The organism is Neisseria sp. P0009.S008, assembly GCF_051958615.1.
Taxonomy (GTDB): domain Bacteria; phylum Pseudomonadota; class Gammaproteobacteria; order Burkholderiales; family Neisseriaceae; genus Neisseria; species Neisseria subflava.
Genome location: NZ_JBQCVG010000003.1, coordinates 110,592 through 132,277, shown reverse-complemented (window position 1 = coordinate 132,277; position 21,686 = coordinate 110,592). Strand labels below are relative to the sequence as shown.

Below are 21,686 nucleotides of genomic sequence, written 5' to 3'. Positions count from 1 at the left end.
CTTTGCCTAAATTCTCTAGAGAAATGATGAGGTGTTGGAAGGAGAATCGTAGATTTCCAAAGTTTTTTGCTCTCACTTATCAACTCCAAAATACTGGATAAATAGAAAACATGAAAATTCAATGTTTTTTATAGAATTACGCATCAAAGCGATATAGTTTCAAAGTAGGTTATCCTTAATATTTGAATGTGACAATTACCATTTATTATTTAACATAATATACATATTGTTGAAAAATCTACTGGTTAACTTCAATCAGGGAAAGCATGAAGAAGTTAGGAAGTTGGTTGGAAAGTTGATTAGGGTAGATTTTATTCAAATGAAAGACTAGGCTATGAAATCAAAATTTGTGTATAAGTTACTGGTAATTTCAAAGTACCTGTATATTTTAATTTGTATATCAATACCAATCGTTTTTATTTATGAAAGCTACCAAGGAGATAATGTTGATTTTATGATTTATATTCATGCTTTTATTATTTTTTCCATATTGGGTGTATTGACTCAATATTCTACATCTAATTTTTTTGAAAAGGAAAAATAACATGATTGAACTATCCATTGAGGATCTGGAACTAATTTATGGAGGAGGCTTAGGAGAGAGAATCCTTCAAGGAGGAGCAAATGGTGCATAAATAGGAGGATCAATTGGTGCAGGTATTGGTCTGGGTGTCGGTATAGCTTTTGGCAGTATTCCTGCCGGACCAGCTATTATGGTCGGTGGCACAATTGGTGCTGCTGTTGGTGCTGCAACTGGTATGGGTGTTGCAGCATATGAGTATTACCAAGAAACTCAGCCTAAAGGGACAGTAACGGTCGGTCCGATTTCTGCTTTTGCTGTGGACAAATCAGGAAACGGCTACACTGACGGCACAAATTACCACTGATATTTCTCATCGTTCAAACGATCTCTAGGGGTCGTCTGTAACTTTCTTAACTTCAATTTTATGAATACACCCAAGCAACCCTTCTTCCGTCCTGAAGTCTCCGTTGCCCGCCAAACCAGTTGTTCCAACAAAAGGCCGTCTGAAACTTAATTTGTCAAAGTTTCAGACGGCCTTTATTCAATAAAGATAGCAGAAGCTCATTCGCCATATCCCCCATCTTTGCTACAATATCCCTTTTCTTTTTTATTGATTCCACTATGACCACCGCACCCCAAACCAGCACTTGGCGTAAGATTTTCTCGCGCAGTATGCTGATTTGTATCTTTACAGGCTTCACTTCGGGGCTGCCGCTTTATTTTCTGATCAACCTGATTCCGGCATGGTTGCGCAGCGAACATGTCGATTTGAAAACCATCGGCCTGATGGCACTTATCGGGCTGCCTTTCACTTGGAAATTTATCTGGTCTCCCGTCATTGATTTGGTCAGATTACCTTTTTTAGGACGGCGACGCGGTTGGATGCTGGTTACGCAAATTGGTTTGCTGCTGACCTTGCTCATTTACGCCTTCCTAAATCCTGCTCAGCATTTATATGTAATTATGGGCTTATCGTTGGTGGTCGCCTTTTTCTCTGCCAGCCAAGATATTGTATTGGATGCATTTCGCCGCGAAATTTTGTCAGATGAAGAATTAGGCTTAGGCAACTCTATCCACGTCAATGCCTACCGTATTGCTGCTTTGGTACCTGGCTCACTCAGCTTGATTTTGGCCGACTTGATGCCTTGGCACAACGTATTCATCATTACTGCACTATTTATGCTGCCCGGTCTGCTAATGACCTTATTTTTAGCTAAAGAGCCTGACATTCCACCATCTGTGTCGCGTACATTTGCCCAAACAGTTTCTGACCCTTTCAGTGAGTTTTTCTCCCGCAAAGGAATCAAACAGGCCATATTGGTATTGCTGTTTATCTTTCTCTACAAACTGGGCGACAGCATGGCCACTTCTTTGGCTACACCGTTTTATCTGGACATGGGCTTCAGCAAAACCGACATCGGCCTCATTGCCAAAAATGCCGGCCTGTGGCCTGCTGTGATTGCCGGCATTGCCGGTGGTATTTGGATGTTGAAACTCGGGATCAACAGGGCATTATGGGTTTTCGGCGTGGCGCAATGGGTTACTATTCTAGGCTTTGCCTGGTTGGCAAATTTTGGCAAATTTGAAGCCATCACACTGACAGAGCAAATGATGCTTGCGGCTGTGATTGGTGCAGAAGCAGCGGGCGTAGGTCTGGGTACAGCGGCGTTTGTTGCCTATATGGCTCGTGAAACCAATCCAGCATTTACGGCCACTCAATTAGCCCTCTTTACCAGCCTTTCCGCTGTACCGCGTACATTTATCAACGCCTCTGCAGGTTATCTGATTGAAGCGATGGGTTACTTTAATTTCTACTGGCTGTGTTTTGCTTTAGGCATACCGGGCATGTTGCTGCTGTTTAAAGTGGCACCATGGAATGGCGAAAAAGTGAGTAACTAGATTGCCAGTCTAAAACTTCTAGTAAAACAAAAGGCCGTCTGAATGTTCAGACGGCCTTTATCATACAAAAACTTTATTCGGCAGCAGGTTTGACAGTACTGCGGACATCACCGCTTTTTTCTTTATGTTTCAAAACGGCGCGGTCGAGTTTGTCCATCAAAACATCAATCGCGGCGTACATATCCTGTTCAATCGCTTCAACGTGCAAATCTTTACCTGCCAGATGCGCATCGGCTTCGGCTTTTTGATTGACTTTTTCCACCGAGAGCGTAATGGTCACAGAGATGATGTTGTCGGCGTGGCGATTGATTCGTGCCAACTTATCGGAAACATAGTTTTTGATGGCTTCGGTAACATCAAAATTCAGACCGGTGATTTTCAGATTCATGATACAGCTCCTTCGGTTGATTAGTCCGTCAAAACGGATCGGAATATATCTACTCGGTAAATTTTCGTTTGTGTGCCGGTGGTATGTCTAATGATTCTCTATATTTTGCAACTGTACGTCTGGCGATTTCAATGCCGCGTTGTTTTAATAATTTGACGAGGGTCTCGTCCGAATAAGGTTTGCTGCTGTCTTCACTTTCAATCAGCTGGCTCAATACGGCTTTGATTGCGCCTTGGCTGAACCCTTCGCCGTCATCATCAGCATTCACTGCCTGTGTGAAGAAATAGCGTAACGCAAACAGGCCGCGCGGGCAAGACAAATATTTCTGATTGGCGGCGCGCGAGATGGTACTTTCCGCCAAACCCAATTCGGCAGCAGCATCTTTCATTAGCATGGGCGACAGTCCGATTTCTCCGAAGATGAAAAAATCTTCCTGATTTTTGACGATATACTCGGCAAGGCGGATGACGGTGCTTTTACGCAGCTCCAAAGAGTCGATGCGCTGCTTGGCTTCGTTGATTTTTTCCTTCCACTCCGATGCGCCCTCTTCCGCTGATTTCATCAGGTCGCAATACTCCTGATTGAGCTGCAGCTTCGGCCAAGCCGCCTCGTTGCTGATGACTTCCCAGCCGTCCTTACCCTCTTTGACCCAAACGTCAGGCTGAATATAAGGCGTGGGCGTGGCAGAGGCGAAACCGTAGGCCGGATAGGGATTGAGCTCTGCAATCATATCGAGCGCGGCTTCTATGGTTTCACTGTCGGTATCGGAATAGAGTTTGCGGAAACGCAGAACGTTTTGTTTGCGGTTTTTGCCTAAATCTTGAAGCGAACTTTGCACCAAATGCGCAGCCATTTGTCGGGCAGGAGAAGCCGGTAAACGCATCAGCTGCAGCATGAGCGACTCGGTCAAATCCGCCGCCGCCACGCCGGACGGATCAAAGGTTTGCAATACATCCAGCGCATTTTGCAGGGCTTCTTCGTCCAGCATCCATTCCAACGGCGTGTGGTCGATGATTTCTTCGAGGCTGTCGGTGAGGTAGCCTTGTTCGTCCAAAAAATCAATCAAGACGTGAACATAGGCCGCTTCCACTTGCGAGAGCGGATGCTCGCACACTTGGGCATGCAGATAGTGTTTGAAGTCCTCTTCTTCGGCGATGTTGCTCCAAATATCTTCGGCATCGTCGCCGCTCAACTGCTGACCTGCACGCGGCATGGTAACGGCACGATTGAGCCCGCTATCGGCAAACTCATCGGTTTCCGGACGCTCAAGCAGAGGATTGTCTAACAACCAGTCTTCCACTTCGCGCTCAAGCTCAAGACCCGACATCTGCAAGATGCGCAAAGACTGCTGCAGCCGCTGGTTGAGCTGCTGGGTCTGTTTGAGTTTAAGGACGAGTGAAGACATAGTGTTTTTTTCGAAGTGTATGGATAGTTTTTCAGACGGCCTTTGTACGGAGGGCCGTCTGAAAAACTAGGTTATCGGTATTATATTTGTATTCTTAGTAATTATTTCAATATTTAGAGCTACCCTCAATTAAAATGAGAGCCTCGTGTGAAACCGGTTTTGCGATTACCGTCAAATATGCATTCAATATTTGAAATTTTCACCCAAGTAAACCGAACGGACTTGTTCATTATTGACCAAATCATCCGGCTTGCCCGAAGCCAATACCGTACCGTCGCTGATGATGTAGGCCCGGTCGCAGATACTGAGGGTTTCACGCACGTTGTGGTCGGTAATCAATACGCCGATACCGCGTGATTTGAGAAACTCGATGATTTTCTGAATATCGATGACGGCAATCGGGTCAACGCCGGCAAAAGGTTCGTCCAGCAAAATGAAACGCGGCTGCATGGCCAGCACGCGCGCAATTTCGACACGGCGGCGTTCACCACCGGACAAGGACGGCGCAGGGTTGTTGCGCAGGCGTTCGATGTTCAAATCGGCCAACAGTTTTTCAAGTTCGGCATCGATGCGGCTTTTGTCCTTCATGCTGATTTCCAAAATGGCGCGGATATTTTGTTCCACGGTCATTTTGCGGAAAATCGAGGCTTCCTGCGGCAGATAGCCGACGCCGAGGCGGGCGCGCTCGTGAATGGGCAGGTGGCGCAACTCTTGTCCGTCCAGCATCACGCTGCCCGCATCGGCGGCAATCAGGCCGACAATCATGTAAAAGCTGGTGGTCTTACCCGCGCCGTTGGGACCGAGCAGGCCGATGACTTCGCCGCTTTCGATTTCAAGGGAGAAGCTTTTGACGACTTGGCGTTTTTTGAAACTTTTTTGCAGGTTTTGAACCACAAGACGGCTGTTGTTTGCGCTCATATTCTGTTGACTTTCGATATTGACCTCAGGCCGTCTGAACCTTTTTCAGACGGCCTTTTTGTGTGTTTTCTTATTTGTTTTTCTGCGTGCTGGACGGCTGGATGACAACGCTGACGCGGCCGGATTTGGCGGCGGATTTCACACCGGATTTGGCACTGCCGTTGATGGTGTAAACCTCGGTTTTGGTGTTGTAAGTGATGACCGCACCTTCAGCCACATCGCCGCTGCGCTGTACTTTGGCATTGCCGGTCAGGGTAACTAGACTGGCTGCGGAAGAATAGGTGACGGTATTGGCTTGGCCGTTGACCACGCCTTTGCCGCCGTCCAACTCTTGGCTGAATTTGACGGGCGAGCCGGTGGCTTTCATCAACTGCTCGCTTTTGTCGTTGCGCGAAACAGTTACGCTGCCGGCACGGATATTGAGCGTGCCTTGTTTGATGATGACGTTGCCGGAAAAGGTAGTGCTTTGGTTGTTTTGGTCAAGCGAGCCTTGGTCGGCTTCGATTTGAATCGGCTGCTTGCTGTCGCTTTGCAGGGCAAAAGCCGGGCTGGCGGCAAAAACGGCAACAAGGGCTAAGGTTTTACAAATTTTTTGTATCATAAATTGTGGCTTTCACTTTGGAAGGGAAATTCAGCAAACCGGTTTTGTGGTCATAAGTCATGCCGTTTGCCTGACCGCCGGACTGTCCGTATTGGAAAGTAACGGGGCTGTCGGTATAGGCGTATTGCGCCTCGGTATCGACATTCAAACGTTCGGTTTTGACGATACCGGCCAAACGCTTGGCATCTGCCGCTTTGTTTAAGACGACATTCTGTTCAAAAACGACTTTCTTATTTTGAATATTGTACGCGGCCTTGTCGCTGCCGACTTCGTACAGCAGGCTGCCGTCGCGGTAAAACGAAAGATGCGGTTTGTCCAAATGCACGTCCGCGCTATTGGGATATTGGACGGCATCGACCGCGCTCAGGTTTTCTTTCAGACGGCCTTCTTGGTCAAAACGTTTGCCGTTGATGCCTTTCATCGCATATTGCGGCTCATTCGGATTGAGGACGACTTCTTCGACCTGCACTTCGCTGATGCGGCCGAGCCACGCCGCCAATGCGCCGAGTGAAACGGCCAACACCAGCGGAAAGGCGATTCCGTAACGCCATCTGATTTTCATCGTACATACTCTTTCAAAGCAGGTTCAAGCGTACCTTGCGCCTGCATAATCAAATCGCACACTTCACGCACCGCGCCTGCGCCGCCGGAACGTCGGGTTACATAATGGGCGTATTGCAACGTAAACCAATGCGCTTCAGGGACGGCGACCGCCAATCCGCAACGCACCATCACGGGCAAATCAACGACATCGTCGCCGACAAAGGCGCACTCATGCTCCTCCACACCGGCCTGTTCGCGTAATTGGGCGTAGGCGGCACGTTTGTCGTGAATACCTTTGAAGTAATAGTTGATACCGAGCTGCTTCACGCGGATACCGACGGAAGGCGCATCGCGGCCGGTAATAATTGCAGTTTGCACACCGCTGGCCTGAAGCATTTTCAATCCGTGTCCGTCTAAAGTATGGAACGATTTGATTTCTTCGCCGTTGTCGCGGATAAAAATGCGGCCGTCGGTCAAAACGCCGTCCACATCCAGTATCAGCAGTTTGATACCTAAAGCGCGTTGTTGCAGGTCGGAAGAGAGGTTTTGCATAAGGTTTCCTTATTTCAGACGGCCTATTCTAGCATAAGGCCGTCTGAAAACGTTTTTGCCATCGTTTCAGACAATTCGTGCCATCAATAAATCATGCATGTTCAAAGCGCCAATCAGTACGCCGTTTTCTTCGACCACCAGCAAACCATTCACATGGCCGCTTTGCATAGCTTTCAAAGCTTCAGTGGCAAGGCGGTCGGCAGAGATGGTTTTCGGCGAAGCGTGCATGATGTCGTCCACTTTCAAACCGGCAAAGCTGTCGCGTTCTTGAAACAGACGGCGCAAGTCGCCATCGGTAAATACGCCTTTCAGACGGCCTTCGGCATCGGTTACCGCCAACATGCCCAAGCCTTTCTCACTCATGCGGACAATGGCTTCTTTCAACGGCGTGCCCAACAAAACGGCAGGCAGGGCTTCGTCTTTGTGCATGATGTCCGCTACGCGCAGCAGCAGGCGTTTGCCTAAGCTGCCGGCCGGATGGCTTAAAGCAAAATCATCCGGCGTAAACGCACGCGCCTGCAGTAACACCACCGCCAGCGCATCACCCAATGCCATTACGGCAGTCGTACTGGAAGTCGGCGCAAGGCCGAGCGGACAGGCTTCTTTGGAAACCGCCGCGGTAATATGGATATCGGCATGGCGCGCCATGGTCGAAGTCGGATGGGCAGTGATACAAATAAGCGTGATGTTTTTGCGTTTCAACGCCGGAATAATCGCTGCAATTTCATCGCTTTCGCCGGAATTGGAAATGGCAACCACGACATCGTTATCGACAATCATGCCCAAATCGCCATGCGCCGCTTCGGCAGGATGGACGAAAAACGCAGGCGTGCCGGTGGAAGCCATGGTCGCCGCCATTTTGCGGCCGATGTGTCCGGACTTACCCATGCCGGTAATGACGACCCTGCCCTTGCAGTGCAACAACGCTTCCGCCGCACGGACAAAATCATGGTCCAAAGCCGCCGCAATTTCACGCAAACCTTCGGCTTCCGTATCTAATACATCGCGCGCCCAGTCGAGATAAAGTGTGTTTTCCGCCATCAAAGCCACCTTTCGTGCTTGAATTTAGGTTTGTTTTGCCCAAATTAATCAGCTGTAAACTGTTCAAATTCATCGAATCGGCGTAGCATTACCGCCACTTCACAAACAAACCTATTATGTAAAAGGAATCTGAGATGACTATTTTATCGGACGTTAAAGCATTAGGACAACAAATCTGGTTGGACAATCTCTCCCGTTCGCTGGTACAAAGCGGCGAATTGGCAGAAATGCTGAAGCAAGGTGTGTGTGGCGTAACTTCCAATCCTGCCATTTTCCAAAAAGCCTTTGCCGGAGACACACTGTACGCCGATGAAGTAGCCGCGCTCAAACAGCAAGACCTGACCCCGAAACAACGCTACGAAACCATGGCGGTTGCCGATGTGCAAGTCGCTTGCGACGTGTGCCTTGCCGAACACGAATCCACCGGTGGCAAAACAGGCTTCGTCAGCCTCGAAGTTTCGCCTGAATTGTCCAAAGACGCGCAAGGTACAGTTGAAGAAGCGCGCCGCCTGCACGCCGCCATCGGCCGCAAAAATGCCATGATTAAAGTACCGGCAACCGATGAAGGCATCGAAGCACTTGAAACCCTCGTTTCAGACGGCATCAGCGTCAACCTGACCCTGCTCTTCTCCCGCGTCCAAACCCTCAAAGCCTATGCGGCCTACGCGCACGGCATTGCCAAACGTTTGAAGGCAGGACATGACGTTTCCCATATTCAAGTTGTCGCCAGCTTCTTTATTTCCCGTGTCGATGCCGCATTGGACACCACTCTGCCCGACCACCTCAAAGGCAAAGTCGCCATTGCGCTGGCCAAAGCCGCCTATCAAGATTGGGCGCAATACTTCGGCAGCAGCGAATTTGCCGCACTTGCCGAAAAAGGTGCCAACCGCGTCCAACTTTTGTGGGCATCTACTGGCGTGAAAAACCCTGCCTATCCTGACACTTTGTACGTTGACAGCCTGATTGGCGCCCATACCGTCAACACCGTTCCCGATGCCACACTCAAAGCCTTTATCGACCACGGCACCGCCAAAGCCACGTTGACCGAAGGCACGGACGAAGCCCAAGCGCAGCTTGCCGAAACCGCCAAACTCGGCATTGATGTTGAAACTTTGGCAACTTGTTTGCAGGAAGACGGTTTGAAACAATTTGAAGAAGCTTTCGCCAAACTGCTTGCTCCATTGGCTTAAGCGGATTGAACGGACGGCCGAGAAACTTAAATCATTTTGAAAAGTCTCAGGCCGTCTGAAACCCAAATTCGGGCGTGTACGGCACGCCCTTTTCTATCACGATTTGAACACCGTGCAGGCATACTGCCCCTGCCCTACAAAAACACCCTGCCATGTATATAGGACGTTTCGCCCCCAGCCCTACCGGCCTGCTTCATATCGGCTCCCTACTGACCGCCGTTGCCTCCTATGCCGACGCGCGCGTTCATCAGGGCAAATGGCTGGTCCGCATTGAAGACCTTGACCCCCCGCGCGAAATGCCCGGCGCCGCTGCCGACATTTTGCGCACACTCGAAGCTTTCGGTTTTGAGTGGGACGGCGAAGTCGCCTATCAAAGCCGCCGTTACGACCTATATCAAGACACCCTCGACCGCCTTAAAACAGCCAGGCTGGTGTATCCCTGCTATTGCAGCCGCAAAGACTGGCAGGCGGCGGCAACACATGGCGCAGACGGATTTGTATATAACGGCCGTTGCCGCAATCCTCAGCAAAGACCCGACACGCAAAACAAAACTCCGGCATGGCGCATTCAAGTTCCTGATCGCATGATCGGTTTTTCAGACGGCATTGTCGGACATTACGCACAAAATCTGGCACACGATATCGGCGATTTTGTCCTGCTTCGTGCCGACGGCTATTGGGCATATCAGCTTGCCGTGGTTGCCGACGATGCTGATCAAGGCATAACGCATATTGTCCGCGGTCAGGACTTGCTTGTTTCTACACCGCGCCAAATCTATCTGCAACAATGCCTCGGCGTTCCTACACCGGCCTACGCCCACCTTCCCCTATTGACCAACAGCCAAGGGCAAAAATGGTCGAAACAAACCCTTGCCCCGGCTTTGGATTTGAATCAAAAAGAACAACTCCTGCGCCAAGTCCTAACCTATCTCAACCTACCCGATGCGCCAGCCGTGAACCATCCTCAAGAATTGCTTGATTGGGCGGTGGTACACTGGCAAATGGACAAAATCCCAAAATCGTCCATTATCACAGACTGAATTAGCACGATTACAACAAAATTACTCTAGGTATTACAATATTTCATAAAGTTATGTAAGTAATCTTCCGATTCATCCCAAACCATGCCCAAGAAGCGAAAAATCATGTATATTTTGAAAATTTCCTAAAATTGTCACAAACTGATAATTTCAAGGTTGTAACAACATACGGCTGACGCGTTATTGAGGATGACAAAACGCGGCAGATCTCCCACGATACAACAAAAAGAATACCGCTATGCCAAGTGCCATTATTGTAGAAGACGAAGTATTAGCAGCAGAACGCTTACGTGTATTATTGGAAGAGTGCAATGTCGTACTGCTCAACGTCTTTCACCATGCCATGCCAGCATTGGAGTGGCTGAGCGTCCACGAAGTCGACATCGTCTTTGCCGACATCGGCATGCCGGAAATCGACGGTCTCGAGTTTGTCGAACGCATTAAGCGTACCGCCAAGCGCCAGCCGGAAATTGTATTCACCACAGCCTATGAAGAACACGCCCTGCGCGCGTTTGAGCTGGCTGCCGCAGACTATCTGCTCAAACCAATCAAAATGACCCGCCTGCAAACCGCGCTTGACCGCATCATCGAGAAAAACCGCGAAAAAGCAGACAGTTTCACCCATTTCAAAGTGTACAACCGCGAGCGTATGGTTGAAATCCCATGGCAACAGGCGCGTTACCTGATGGCGGAACACAAAACCGTCTATCTGTTTACCGGCGACGGCCACAGCTACGAATTACCGAAAACATTGGTTTACTGGGAAGAATTGCTGGGCGATAAAGTCATCCGCATCCACCGCAATGCCCTCGTCTTCCGCCACACCCTCGACAGCCTGATTCGACTGGACGATGACGAAAACGACGAATACGCATCCACATGGGGTGCTAAAATTCTCGATATTCCAACTCCGTTGCCTGTCAGCCGCCGACAACTGTCCACCCTGAGGAAAATCATTAAAAACAGCATCTAACAATGCACTCCTTGATTGGCTCTCTTTAAATCAAAGGCCGTCTGAAAAGATATTTTCAGACGGCCTGACACCTTTGCAAAATTCCCCAAAATCCCCTAAATTCCTACCAAGACATTTAGGGGATTTTCCATGACCACCTTCTTCCAGCAAACCGCACAAGCCATGATCGCCAAACACATCGACCGCTTCCCACTATTGAAGTTGGATCAAGTGATTGATTGGCAACCGATCGAACAGTACCTGAATCGTCAAAGAACCCGCTACCTTAGAGACCATCGCGGCCGTCCCGCCTATCCCCTGTTGTCCATGTTCAAAGCCGTCCTGCTCAGACAATGGCACAGCCTCTCCGATCCCGAACTCGAACACAGCCTCATCACCCGCGTCGATTTCAACCTGTTTTGCCGTTTTGACGAACTGAGCATCCCCGATTACAGCACCTTATGCCGCTACCGCAACTGGCTGGCGCAAGACGACACCCTGTCCGAACTGTTGGAACTGATTAACCGCCAACTGACCGAAAAAAACCTAAAAGTAGAGAAAGCATCCGCCGCCGTCATTGATGCCACCATTATTCAGACTGCCGGCAGCAAACAGCGTCAGGCCATAGAAGTCGACGAGGAAGGACAAGTCAGCGGCCAAACCACACCGAGTAAGGACAAAGATGCCCGTTGGACAAAGAAAAACGGCCTCTACAAACTCGGTTACAAACAACATACCCGTACCGATGAGGAAGGCTATATCGAGAAACTGCACATCACCCCCGCCAATACCCATGAGTGCAACCATCTGTCACCTTTGCTGGAAGGGATAGCCGAAGGTACGACCGTCTATGCCGACAAAGGCTACGACAGCAAGGAAAACCGACAACATCTGAAAGAACACCAGTTGCTGGACGGCATTATGCGCAAAGCCTGCCGCAACCGTCCGCTGACGGAAGCGCAAACCAAACGTAACCGATATTTGTCGAAGACCCGTTATGTGGTCGAACAAAGCTTCGGTACGCTGCACCGTAAATTCCGCTACGCCCGGGCAGCCTATTTCGGGCTGATTAAAGTGAGTGCGCAAAGCCATCTGAAGGCGATGTGTTTAAACCTGTTGAAAGCGGCTAACAGGCTAAGTGTGCCTGTTGCCGCCTAAAAGGCGGCCGGATGCCTGATTAATCAGGTATTCAAGGGGGATTAAGGGGGTATTTGAGTAAAATCAGTGGATATTTGAAACAAAAACAGCCGAAAACCTGTGTTTGGGATTTCGGCTGTTGGAGGAAAGATTTTTTTGCAAAGGTCTCAGATAGTATGGCAAGGCGAGGCAATACCGTACTGGTTTAAAGTTAATCCACTATAAAACAAAGGTCGTCTGAAAACCTGTTTCCAAGTTTCAGACGACCTCTTGGTCTTCATTCGTTTGCACGAACCAATCAGAAAAACAGCTCGCGCCAGCTGATACGTTTCAAACCACAGATACGACCACCCTCAACTGCCAGAGACTCACCCTTATTTAACAGTAGGCTGCGGGTTACTTTATTGGAGAAGCATTTGTTATTTGGCGTACTCGACGTAACAGAAAGCTCTTTATCCGTACCCGTACCACCTGAATCCCCGTCTGCGGTCACAGGGGAATCATCCAATTTGCTCGGATTGAGGAAGGTAAAGTTGATAACCCCATCCTGAGTCAAACCATTGGCGTATTGCATACCAAAGCCGTCCAGCTTCCGAATAACGGTATCAGGCGTAAAACGCGCGCTGCGTGCGTTCAATGCACCTCCATTATCAGCATTCACACCAATGAACGAAGTTTTTGCTGCAGTTTTCACGCTCGTACTTGCTGGTAAACAAACATCGGCACCTGCAGATTTTTCCTCTGTAACAGAATCATAGCGACGCACAGTCACAACAGCAGTACGCAAGATCATAGTCGGTTTGACGTTTACCCGTTCACCATCACGCAAATCGATTTTCCAACCTTTTTGGGTTTTGGCAACCTGGTTGTTAGTTAGATAAATATAGCCTTCTTTTCCTTTTTCTTCAGGACGAAACTCTTGTTGCTGCAAATCACTTTCGGAAGCAGCGGTTACGGTCTGATTCGGTGTCAAATCTTCATAAATACCGTAAATAGATTGCTTGTCTTTATTGGTCAGATCATTTTGATAAATCTCACTGCCCGTACCGAAAATCACGACATATTCGTTTGCTCTGCGGCGTGAAACGGCAGGTGCGGAGGTAATCGGTTTGCTGGGTGAACCCGTAAAGATTTTAACAACCTTCCAGTTGTCCGGTTTTTCGCCGCGCAGGTCAAAACGATACATATTGCCTCCACGGTCGCCCGCATACGCAACATCAATTACACCATCAAAATCAGTGTCCACAAGGGTCGGCGTGGACAGACCGCCTACACCGTCTTGAACTTCGATTTTTTTCAACAAATCGCCCGGTGCTTTACCTGTATCATTACCACGCTTATCGCCTGTACCAACTTCCTTACCTAGCATTTCATATACATACAATGCTGTTTCATTTTTCGTATCGGCTTTATCTTCAACACGATAACCGCTGGCAAGAAAACCTGCATAGCGAATGTTTTCTTTTATATCTACACGTCCGTTATCGGCAGGTCTGCTGACCGAGACACGCCCAATTTGCGGCGTACCAATGGTATAGCCCAATGTGTTTTCCTCACCTTTGATGGTTTCAAACAATGGAACTGTTTTATTCCACTCGGTATCAGTGACATCCAAACCTGTTTTGGTAGCTTTATCTACATTACCGCCGATATTCAGGGCATAGGCACCACGACCACCCTGACCCATCGCACCAAACATAAATACGCGCTGAGTATCATTTTCAGAAGTCTGACGCAAGGTAAATCCGCCGTTAACCATATATTCATGATTGGTAATAGACGACGTATAGCTGTCTTTGGCAATATTTTTCAAAACTTTTGCCAAAGTAACCGTCTTCACATTATTACCATCTGCGACATCCCGCTCCATTGTCGAAGGGATGTAGCTGACTTTCAGTTCATACGGATGATTTGCATCTGACGAGGTTTGGAACAAATGCACCATGCCGTCATTCGCAGCCGCAACCATATATTTCTGACGCTTGATCGTATCGTTGCCAACTTTATACTTGTCCTTACCGACAGCAGCAACCGAACCGTCCAAAATATCGCCCAAATCACGCTGATCACCTTCCCGAATACGGTAAACTTGACTGTACGGTGTGTTTTTTGATTTATCTTGTATTGATTTATCATCACCGATACGCCCCGTCCAATTCAGCAAATCACGCCATTCATCCGAATTTTTACCATTAGCTGCATCTGCAATATCAAAATAGGCATTGTTTAAAGTATTATTGGGAATATTATTAATAAAATAAGTACTTGAACCCGTATTAATCAGGGTTTTACGGTTTGCAAACGACGGGTACAGCTTCAATTCTTCACTACGACGACCATCCTTCCCTAATCTTTGGAAAATAATCTGGCTACTCCAAGAGTTTGTTTTCAAACCGATAACTGCCGACATCTCAGGCAGGCTGCTGCTGGTCGTTGCAGGCGCGGTCGCACCAACATCGTCGTAACCCACATTTTTCGTGCCAGATTTAATCTGCTCTACAATGTCGTTAAATACCTTCGACAAACTTTCGGGTTTATCTGCCTCATAATAATACTCGGGGCGGCTGGCAGCCAGCTGCAAATACCTCTTTCCTGAGGGCGAAATACCTTGCCCGAAGCCTACGGTAAAGGTCTGCACCAGTTGTTTGCTGTAATCCGCAGGATCTTTAGGATCGCCGTTCCAGCTTTTACCTGCAGCATCCGTTCCGTCGGTTTTAAAATCCTGCTCTGCAAGTTTTTTACTGAAGAAAGCTAAGCCATCATCTATATCCCAAGAGGTATCATATGCCCCCAATTCCCGCTTCTGACAAGAACCCGCCTGCCTATACCCAAAATAATTATATGCTTCTCTATACTTTGGTTCTTCCAGAGAAATATTTCGTCGATAATAATCCGAATAGCGGCTTAAATCCCCATATTTAAAATCAGACTTAGGCCATTTGTATCCTGTATTATCCAAACCACAGCTCAAATTGGCATCACCGTCAGACATCAAAACCACATATGATTTCTGGCAACGGTATTTCACATTCGGCATCACAATTTGACTGACCAACTCGAAATAACGCGAGGTAGTCGGCGTACCTCCTTTGGCCTTAATACTTTTTACCCTCTTGGCAATCTCAGTTGCCGGCATGGTAAATCCTTTGTCATCAGGAGTATCGCTCCCACCGCTATTATTTAAAGTCTGCAATGCCCAGTTAAATGTACTACCATGTTCCTCCAAAACTTTACTTAACGCATCCTTTGTAATCTGAATACGGGTTTTACTGCCAATATATTCATCCATACTACCTGAATCATCAATAAACAGCATAATGTTGTGTTTAACTTCGGGCTGTTTATTAATTTTAGATTCAGTTTGCAGATACAGTGGGACTTTGGCAAACTCGCCTGCTGTGGCATTTGCCACCCCGCTCATCAAGGCGAGCGCGGAGGCGATGCTGTAAATCATCGGACGGATGGAGCCGGGGCAACGTGAAGATTTGTTTTTCATAATGCGTTCTTTTTTCATAAAATCGTCGGTTAACGGATGATGACGTTGTTTTTATTTTCTCGGAATGCGATTCTAACATTTACGATGTCATTTATGTGGGGTTCGGGCTGTTTTTTTGTCTAATGTGGCGAACAATGGCGAAAATGAAACAGACTTCATGATTGTAAAGGGAAAATCCGTTGCCAAAACACAGCTTGAACGATATGGCTTTTTGACGTAGAATGCATTGCTTCTACGGCATAGGCAGCTATGTCTGAAAAAGCACGTTACACAGCAAAATCAAAGCTGCGGAGCGTGTTTTTTTTTAGCCGAGATTTCCGAAGGCTGTCTTTTTTGTAAACAATTTTTATTTTTCAGACGGCCTGACCCATTTTTTCGAACCGACCATCATCAGGCAAACAGGATTCCATCATGACCACTCCGGCTCTTCTCGTTCTCGCTGACGGCAGCGTATTTCACGGTACATCAATCGGTTACGAAGGTTCGACTTCCGGCGAAGTCGTGTTCAACACTTCCATGACCGGCTATCAGGAAATCCTGACCGACCCGTCCTACTGCAAACAAATCGTTACCCTCACTTACCCCCACATCGGCAATACCGGCACCAACGCCGAAGACGAAGAAAGCCGCAGCGTTTATGCCGCAGGCTTGATTATCCGCGACCTGCCGCTGCTGCACAGCAACTTCCGCGCCTCCGAAAGCCTGCACGACTATCTGGTGCGCAACAAAACCGTCGCCATCGCCGACATCGACACCCGCCGCCTGACCACGCTGCTGCGCGAAAAAGGCGCACAAGGAGGCGCAATTCTGACAGGTGCGGACGCTACGGTTGAAAAAGCGCAAGAACTCATCGCCGCGTTCGGCAGCATGGTCGGCAAAGATTTGGCGAAAGAAGTTTCCTGCACAGAAGCCTACGAATGGACCGAAGGCGAATGGGCGTTGGGCAAAGGTTTCGTTACCCCTGCCGAACAACCGTTCCACGTCGTCGCCTACGATTTCGGCGTAAAAACCAACATCCTGCGCATGCTCGCCTCTCGCGGCTGCCGCCTGACCGTCGTTCCTGCACAAACCAGCGCGGAAGAAGTCTTGGCACTCAATCCTGACGGCGTATTCCTGTCCAACGGCCCCGGCGACCCCGAGCCTTGCGACTACGCCATCAAAGCCGTACAAAAACTGATGGAAAGCGGCAAACCGATTTTCGGCATTTGTTTGGGACACCAGCTGATCAGCCTCGCCATCGGTGCGAAAACCCTGAAAATGCGCTTCAGCCATCACGGTGCCAACCACCCTGTACAAGATTTGGATAGCAGCAAAGTCGTCATTACCAGCCAAAACCACGGTTTCGCCGTCGATGCCGACACCCTGCCTGCCAACGCACGCATTACCCACAAATCCTTGTTTGACAACACCTTGCAAGGCATCGAGCTGACCGACAAACCCGTGTTCTGCTTCCAAGGCCACCCGGAAGCCAGCCCCGGCCCGCAGGATGTCGGCTATCTGTTCGACAAATTCATTGACAATATGAAAGCGGCGAAGCAATAAAGCGAATTTTTCAGACGGCCGTCAAATCCGGCAGGCCGTCTGAAAATCAAGCAGTTCAAAACCCTGTAACTCAAGTCAGAAAGGAAACTCCCATGACTGAAAAACAAATGCGCATCCTCTCCGTAGTCGCCACCCTGGCCTCCGTCGGTATGTACGTTTCTTATATCCCGCAAATCCAAAACAACCTTGCCGGCAACCCCGGCTCGCCGTTGCAACCCCTCGTCGCCGCCATCAACTGCACATTATGGTTTGCCTACGGCTTTTTGAAAGAAAAACGCGACTACCCCATCATACTGGCAAACGCCCCGGGCATCATTTTGGGCTTGATTACGTTTGTCACTAGTTTTTAAGGAAGTTTTCAGACGGCCTGTGCAACATAAAAACGCAAAAGGTCGTCTGAAAAAGAATGCCCGAAATATCAACAGCAGGAATTTTTCAGGCAGCCTTTATCGCAAGGCAGATGGAACAAACGCCGCGAGCGTTTTTTCAGACGACCTTTGAACCCGTCGGTAGGGTGTGTACCGCAAGGCACGCACTCGGTGGGTTGGGGTTGCAGGGAAAATGGAGAACGCGTGCGTGCGTACCACACACCCTACATACGAGCTACGGCTTACTAAAGTAAGTTGGGTTGCCAAACCCAACGTTTTTAGATGATTAAGCGGTTTGTGTTGGGTTTTCAACCCAACCTACGCTTGTTAATTTATATATAGGGAAATACGATGTCAGATTTCTTTACCATCATAAAAGATTATGCAGAATTGGGTACATTTCTTGTAGGCTTGGGCGTACCTAAATCAATTAATATGGTAAAAAATAAAATTTTATCAAAGAAAATAAAAGATATAGAGCTCTTAAAAAAAGAAATTAATGACCTTATAAATTTTAGTGATTCATGCGCAAACATTTTAGAAGAGTGTAGTAAAAATGAGGAAACGATACAAACTTGGTTAAATAGAACTCGAAGTCTATCACTTCATTCTTCATATGATGATTTTGTTAATATTTCATCTAAATTAAATAAACCTAATAATATTGAAATACAAGAAATATTAGTTGCTGGAAAACAAATAAGACAATACATTAATCAAACTCGAAATCAGTTAAAACAAGAATTAAGTTCACATGTAACTCAAACAGAGATTGATATTTGGATACGTATGCTTTTCAAGATTAGAAAAATATACAATACATTAAATTTAACTAAGGATTAACCCATGCCCAAACGTACCGACCTAAAATCCATCCTTATCATCGGTGCCGGCCCTATCGTTATCGGTCAGGCCTGCGAATTTGACTATTCGGGCGCACAGGCCTGCAAGGCTTTGCGTGAAGAAGGCTATAAAGTCATTTTGGTAAACTCCAACCCTGCCACCATCATGACCGACCCTGAAATGGCGGATGTTACCTACATCGAGCCGATTATGTGGCAGACGGTGGAGAAGATTATCGCCAAGGAGCGACCCGATGCGATTCTGCCCACGATGGGCGGTCAGACCGCGCTGAACTGTGCGCTGGATTTGGCGCGCAACGGCGTGCTGGCGAAATACAATGTCGAGCTGATCGGAGCGACGGAAGACGCGATTGACAAGGCGGAAGACCGCGGCCGCTTTAAAGAAGCGATGGAGAAAATCGGCCTCTCCTGCCCGAAATCTTTTGTCTGCCACACGATGAACGAAGCTTTGGCAGCGCAGGAACAGGTCGGCTTCCCGACGCTGATTCGTCCGTCTTTCACCATGGGCGGTTCGGGCGGCGGCATTGCCTACAATAAAGACGAGTTCTTGGCGATTTGCGAACGCGGTTTTGATGCGTCGCCTACGCATGAATTGCTGATTGAGCAGTCTGTTCTCGGCTGGAAAGAGTACGAGATGGAAGTTGTACGCGATAAGAACGACAACTGCATCATCATTTGCTCGATTGAAAACTTCGACCCGATGGGCGTGCATACCGGCGACTCCATCACTGTTGCGCCTGCACAAACATTGACCGACAAAGAATACCAAATCATGCGTAATGCTTCGTTGGCAGTATTGCGTGAAATCGGCGTAGATACCGGCGGTTCAAACGTTCAGTTTGCTGTGAACCCTGAAAACGGCGAGATGATTGTGATTGAGATGAACCCGCGCGTGAGCCGTTCGTCCGCGCTGGCATCTAAAGCAACGGGCTTCCCGATTGCGAAGGTGGCGGCCAAACTGGCTGTCGGCTTTACACTGGACGAGTTGCGCAACGACATCACTGGCGGCCGCACGCCTGCATCATTCGAGCCTTCCATCGACTATGTCGTGACCAAAATCCCGCGTTTTGCGTTTGAAAAATTCCCTGCCGCAGACGACCGCCTGACCACGCAGATGAAATCGGTGGGTGAAGTGATGGCGATGGGCCGTACCATTCAAGAAAGCTTCCAAAAAGCCTTGCGCGGTTTGGAAACCGGCTTGTGCGGCTTCAATCCGCGCAGCGAAGACAAAGCGGAAATCCGCCGCGAACTGGCCAACCCGGGCCCTGAGCGTATGCTGTTTGTAGCCGATGCTTTCCGCGCAGGCTTCACACTGGAAGAAATCCACGAAATCTGCGCCATCGACCCTTGGTTCTTAGCTCAAATTGAAGATTTGGTGAAAGAAGAGCAGCAGGTAAGTGCAGGCTGCCTGCAAGATTTGGATTTCGCCGCTTTACGCCGTCTGAAACGCAAAGGCTTCTCTGACAAACGTTTGGCACAATTGTTGAACGTAAGCGAAAAAGAAGTCCGCGAACACCGCTACGCGCTGAAACTGCATCCGGTTTACAAACGCGTCGACACTTGTGCCGCCGAGTTTGCCACCGAAACCGCCTACCTCTACTCCACTTACGAAGAAGAATGCGAATCCCGTCCTTCCGACCGTAAAAAAGTGATGATTCTCGGCGGCGGCCCAAACCGTATCGGCCAAGGTATTGAATTTGACTACTGCTGCGTTCACGCCGCGCTCGCCCTGCGCGAATCGGGCTTTGAAACCATCATGGTCAACTGCAACCCCGAAACCGTGTCCACCGACTTCGACACCAGCGACCGCCTGTACTTCGAGCCGCTGACATTGGAAGACGTATTGGAAATCGTCCGCACCGAAAACCCATGGGGCGTGATTGTTCATTACGGCGGCCAAACCCCACTCAAACTGGCCAATGCTTTGGTAGCAAACGGCGTGAACATCATCGGCACATCCGCCGACAGCATCGACGCCGCCGAAGACCGCGAACGCTTCCAAAAAGTGTTGAACGACTTAGGCCTGCGTCAACCGCCTAACCGCATCGCCCACAACGAAGAAGAAGCACTCGTTAAAGCCGAAGAAATCGGTTATCCGTTGGTTGTCCGTCCTTCTTACGTACTCGGCGGCCGCGCCATGCAGATTGTTCACTCTGCCGAAGAATTGCAAAAATACATGCGCGAAGCCGTACAAGTTTCCGAAGACAGCCCTGTATTGCTCGACTTCTTCTTGAACAACGCCATCGAAGTGGACGTAGACTGCGTTTCAGACGGCCAAGACGTCGTGATCGGCGGCATTATGCAACACGTCGAACAAGCAGGTATCCACTCCGGCGACTCCGGCTGTTCATTGCCTCCATACTCATTGGATGAAGAAATTCAAGATGAAATCCGCCGTCAAACCAAAGCCATGGCATACGCACTGGGCGTGGTCGGCTTGATGAACGTACAGTTTGCCGTACAAGATGGCGTGGTCTTCGTACTGGAAGTGAACCCACGCGCCAGCCGTACCGTACCGTTCGTATCCAAAGCCACCGGCGTACCGCTCGCCAAAGTCGGCGCACGCGTGATGGCAGGCATTTCGCTGAAAGAGCAAGGCGTAGAAAAAGAAGTCATCCCAGACTTCTATGCCGTTAAAGAAGCCGTGTTCCCATTCATCAAATTCCCGGGTGTGGACACCATTCTCGGCCCTGAAATGCGCTCTACCGGCGAAGTCATGGGCGTAGGCGCAAGCTTCGGCGAAGCCTACTTCAAAGCCCAACTCGGTGCAGGCGAACGCTTGAGCACAACCGGCAAAGTGTTCCTCGCCGTACGCGACGAAGACAAACCGCTCATCGTCAAAACCGCACAAAACTTCCAAGCACTCGGCTACGGTGTCTGCGCCACACGCGGTACCGCCGAATACTTGAAAGAACACGGCATCATCGTGCAAGCGGTCAACAAAGTGCAGGAAGGCCGCCCACACATCGTGGACGCCATTAAAAACGGCGAAATCGCACTGGTGGTCAACACCGTCGGCAGCACAGTACAATCAGTTACCGACAGCCACAGCATCCGCCGCACTTCCCTCACCCAACGCGTACCGCAATACACCACCATCGCCGGCGGCGAAGCCATGAGCGAAGGCGCAAAAAGCCGCGAGCACTTGGGCGTGTACAGCGTACAGGAATTGCATGGCCGTCTGAAAAACAAAGCCTAATAATCAATCCTATCGGATTTAAATAGTTA

At 49.0% G+C, this 21,686-nt stretch carries 19 protein-coding genes; 10 read left to right on the top strand and 9 right to left on the bottom strand.

Features of this window, described 5'->3' with window-relative positions:
* Window positions 1-713 precede the first annotated feature (713 nt).
* Together ACTHSQ_RS03620 and ACTHSQ_RS03615 are read left to right on the top strand one after the other, a co-directional pair.
* A complete protein-coding gene (locus tag ACTHSQ_RS03620; RefSeq protein WP_224783520.1) occupies window positions 714-887 on the top strand; it encodes a hypothetical protein in 174 nt (57 codons plus the stop codon).
* Between the two features lie 257 nt (window positions 888-1,144).
* Window positions 1,145-2,422 carry an AmpG family muropeptide MFS transporter gene (locus tag ACTHSQ_RS03615; RefSeq protein ID WP_440363097.1) on the top strand — a complete coding sequence of 426 codons (1,278 nt, stop codon included), beginning with the start codon at window positions 1,145-1,147 and terminating at the stop codon, window positions 2,420-2,422.
* 73 nt (window positions 2,423-2,495) lie between these two features.
* On the opposite strand, the gene hpf is transcribed toward ACTHSQ_RS03615, so the two are convergent.
* The 7 genes from hpf to ACTHSQ_RS03580 all read right to left on the bottom strand — a co-directional run bounded on the left by hpf (window position 2,496) and on the right by ACTHSQ_RS03580 (window position 7,870).
* Complete coding sequence (gene hpf / locus ACTHSQ_RS03610; protein ID WP_003679851.1) at window positions 2,496-2,810, bottom strand: ribosome hibernation-promoting factor, HPF/YfiA family; 315 nt, start codon at window positions 2,808-2,810, stop codon at window positions 2,496-2,498.
* Between the two features lie 49 nt (window positions 2,811-2,859).
* Entirely contained in the window at window positions 2,860-4,215 is a 1,356-nt protein-coding gene (rpoN, locus tag ACTHSQ_RS03605) for an RNA polymerase factor sigma-54 (protein WP_440371764.1), read from the bottom strand.
* Window positions 4,216-4,398: 183 nt separating this feature from the next.
* On the bottom strand, window positions 4,399-5,133 hold the full coding sequence (lptB, locus tag ACTHSQ_RS03600) for an LPS export ABC transporter ATP-binding protein (RefSeq protein WP_003679854.1): 735 nt from the start codon (window positions 5,131-5,133) through the stop codon (window positions 4,399-4,401).
* 70 nt (window positions 5,134-5,203) lie between these two features.
* Window positions 5,204-5,734, bottom strand: a complete 531-nt coding sequence (gene lptA / locus ACTHSQ_RS03595; protein WP_254345256.1) for a lipopolysaccharide transport periplasmic protein LptA — start codon at window positions 5,732-5,734, stop codon at window positions 5,204-5,206.
* A complete protein-coding gene (gene lptC, locus ACTHSQ_RS03590) occupies window positions 5,715-6,296 on the bottom strand; it encodes an LPS export ABC transporter periplasmic protein LptC (protein WP_440371763.1) in 582 nt (193 codons plus the stop codon). Before lptC ends, lptA begins: the two co-directional genes overlap by 20 nt.
* On the bottom strand, window positions 6,293-6,829 hold the full coding sequence (locus tag ACTHSQ_RS03585; protein WP_003686818.1) for a KdsC family phosphatase: 537 nt from the start codon (window positions 6,827-6,829) through the stop codon (window positions 6,293-6,295). Before ACTHSQ_RS03585 ends, lptC begins: the two co-directional genes overlap by 4 nt.
* A 66-nt stretch (window positions 6,830-6,895) precedes the next feature.
* Entirely contained in the window at window positions 6,896-7,870 is a 975-nt protein-coding gene (locus ACTHSQ_RS03580; protein WP_003686843.1) for a KpsF/GutQ family sugar-phosphate isomerase, read from the bottom strand.
* 134 nt (window positions 7,871-8,004) lie between these two features.
* On the opposite strand from ACTHSQ_RS03580, the gene tal reads away from it, so the two are divergent.
* The 4 genes from tal (at window position 8,005) to ACTHSQ_RS03560 (ending at window position 12,210) form a co-directional block, all read left to right on the top strand.
* The gene (tal, locus tag ACTHSQ_RS03575; RefSeq protein ID WP_003686774.1) at window positions 8,005-9,060 is read left to right on the top strand and encodes a transaldolase; all 1,056 of its coding nucleotides are present in this window, start codon (window positions 8,005-8,007) and stop codon (window positions 9,058-9,060) included.
* A gap of 152 nt (window positions 9,061-9,212) precedes the next feature.
* Window positions 9,213-10,100, top strand: a complete 888-nt coding sequence (gene gluQRS / locus ACTHSQ_RS03570) for a tRNA glutamyl-Q(34) synthetase GluQRS (protein WP_440371762.1) — start codon at window positions 9,213-9,215, stop codon at window positions 10,098-10,100.
* Window positions 10,101-10,338: 238 nt separating this feature from the next.
* Window positions 10,339-11,073, top strand: a complete 735-nt coding sequence (locus ACTHSQ_RS03565; protein WP_003686784.1) for a LytR/AlgR family response regulator transcription factor — start codon at window positions 10,339-10,341, stop codon at window positions 11,071-11,073.
* Between the two features lie 129 nt (window positions 11,074-11,202).
* Window positions 11,203-12,210 (top strand): IS5 family transposase, encoded by a 1,008-nt coding sequence (locus ACTHSQ_RS03560; RefSeq protein ID WP_440375943.1) that lies wholly within the window; start codon window positions 11,203-11,205, stop codon window positions 12,208-12,210.
* Between the two features lie 277 nt (window positions 12,211-12,487).
* Here ACTHSQ_RS03560 and pilC read toward each other — a convergent pair whose 3' ends face one another.
* Complete coding sequence (pilC, locus tag ACTHSQ_RS03555; RefSeq protein WP_440371703.1) at window positions 12,488-15,703, bottom strand: PilC family type IV pilus tip adhesin; 3,216 nt, start codon at window positions 15,701-15,703, stop codon at window positions 12,488-12,490.
* 393 nt (window positions 15,704-16,096) lie between these two features.
* On the opposite strand from pilC, the gene carA reads away from it, so the two are divergent.
* Window positions 16,097-17,227 carry a glutamine-hydrolyzing carbamoyl-phosphate synthase small subunit gene (gene carA, locus ACTHSQ_RS03550; protein WP_440371704.1) on the top strand — a complete coding sequence of 377 codons (1,131 nt, stop codon included), beginning with the start codon at window positions 16,097-16,099 and terminating at the stop codon, window positions 17,225-17,227.
* Window positions 17,228-17,319: 92 nt separating this feature from the next.
* A complete protein-coding gene (locus tag ACTHSQ_RS03545; protein WP_440371705.1) occupies window positions 17,320-17,577 on the top strand; it encodes a SemiSWEET family transporter in 258 nt (85 codons plus the stop codon).
* A gap of 68 nt (window positions 17,578-17,645) precedes the next feature.
* Here ACTHSQ_RS03545 and ACTHSQ_RS03540 read toward each other — a convergent pair whose 3' ends face one another.
* Window positions 17,646-17,816: a hypothetical protein gene (locus tag ACTHSQ_RS03540; RefSeq protein WP_440371706.1), complete on the bottom strand. Its 171-nt coding sequence runs from the start codon at window positions 17,814-17,816 to the stop codon at window positions 17,646-17,648.
* A 130-nt stretch (window positions 17,817-17,946) separates the two neighbouring features.
* On the opposite strand from ACTHSQ_RS03540, the gene ACTHSQ_RS03535 reads away from it, so the two are divergent.
* Both ACTHSQ_RS03535 and carB read left to right on the top strand, forming a co-directional pair.
* The gene (locus ACTHSQ_RS03535; protein ID WP_440371707.1) at window positions 17,947-18,438 is read left to right on the top strand and encodes a hypothetical protein; all 492 of its coding nucleotides are present in this window, start codon (window positions 17,947-17,949) and stop codon (window positions 18,436-18,438) included.
* A gap of 3 nt (window positions 18,439-18,441) precedes the next feature.
* The gene (carB, locus tag ACTHSQ_RS03530) at window positions 18,442-21,657 is read left to right on the top strand and encodes a carbamoyl-phosphate synthase large subunit (RefSeq protein WP_440371708.1); all 3,216 of its coding nucleotides are present in this window, start codon (window positions 18,442-18,444) and stop codon (window positions 21,655-21,657) included.
* Window positions 21,658-21,686 lie beyond the last annotated feature (29 nt).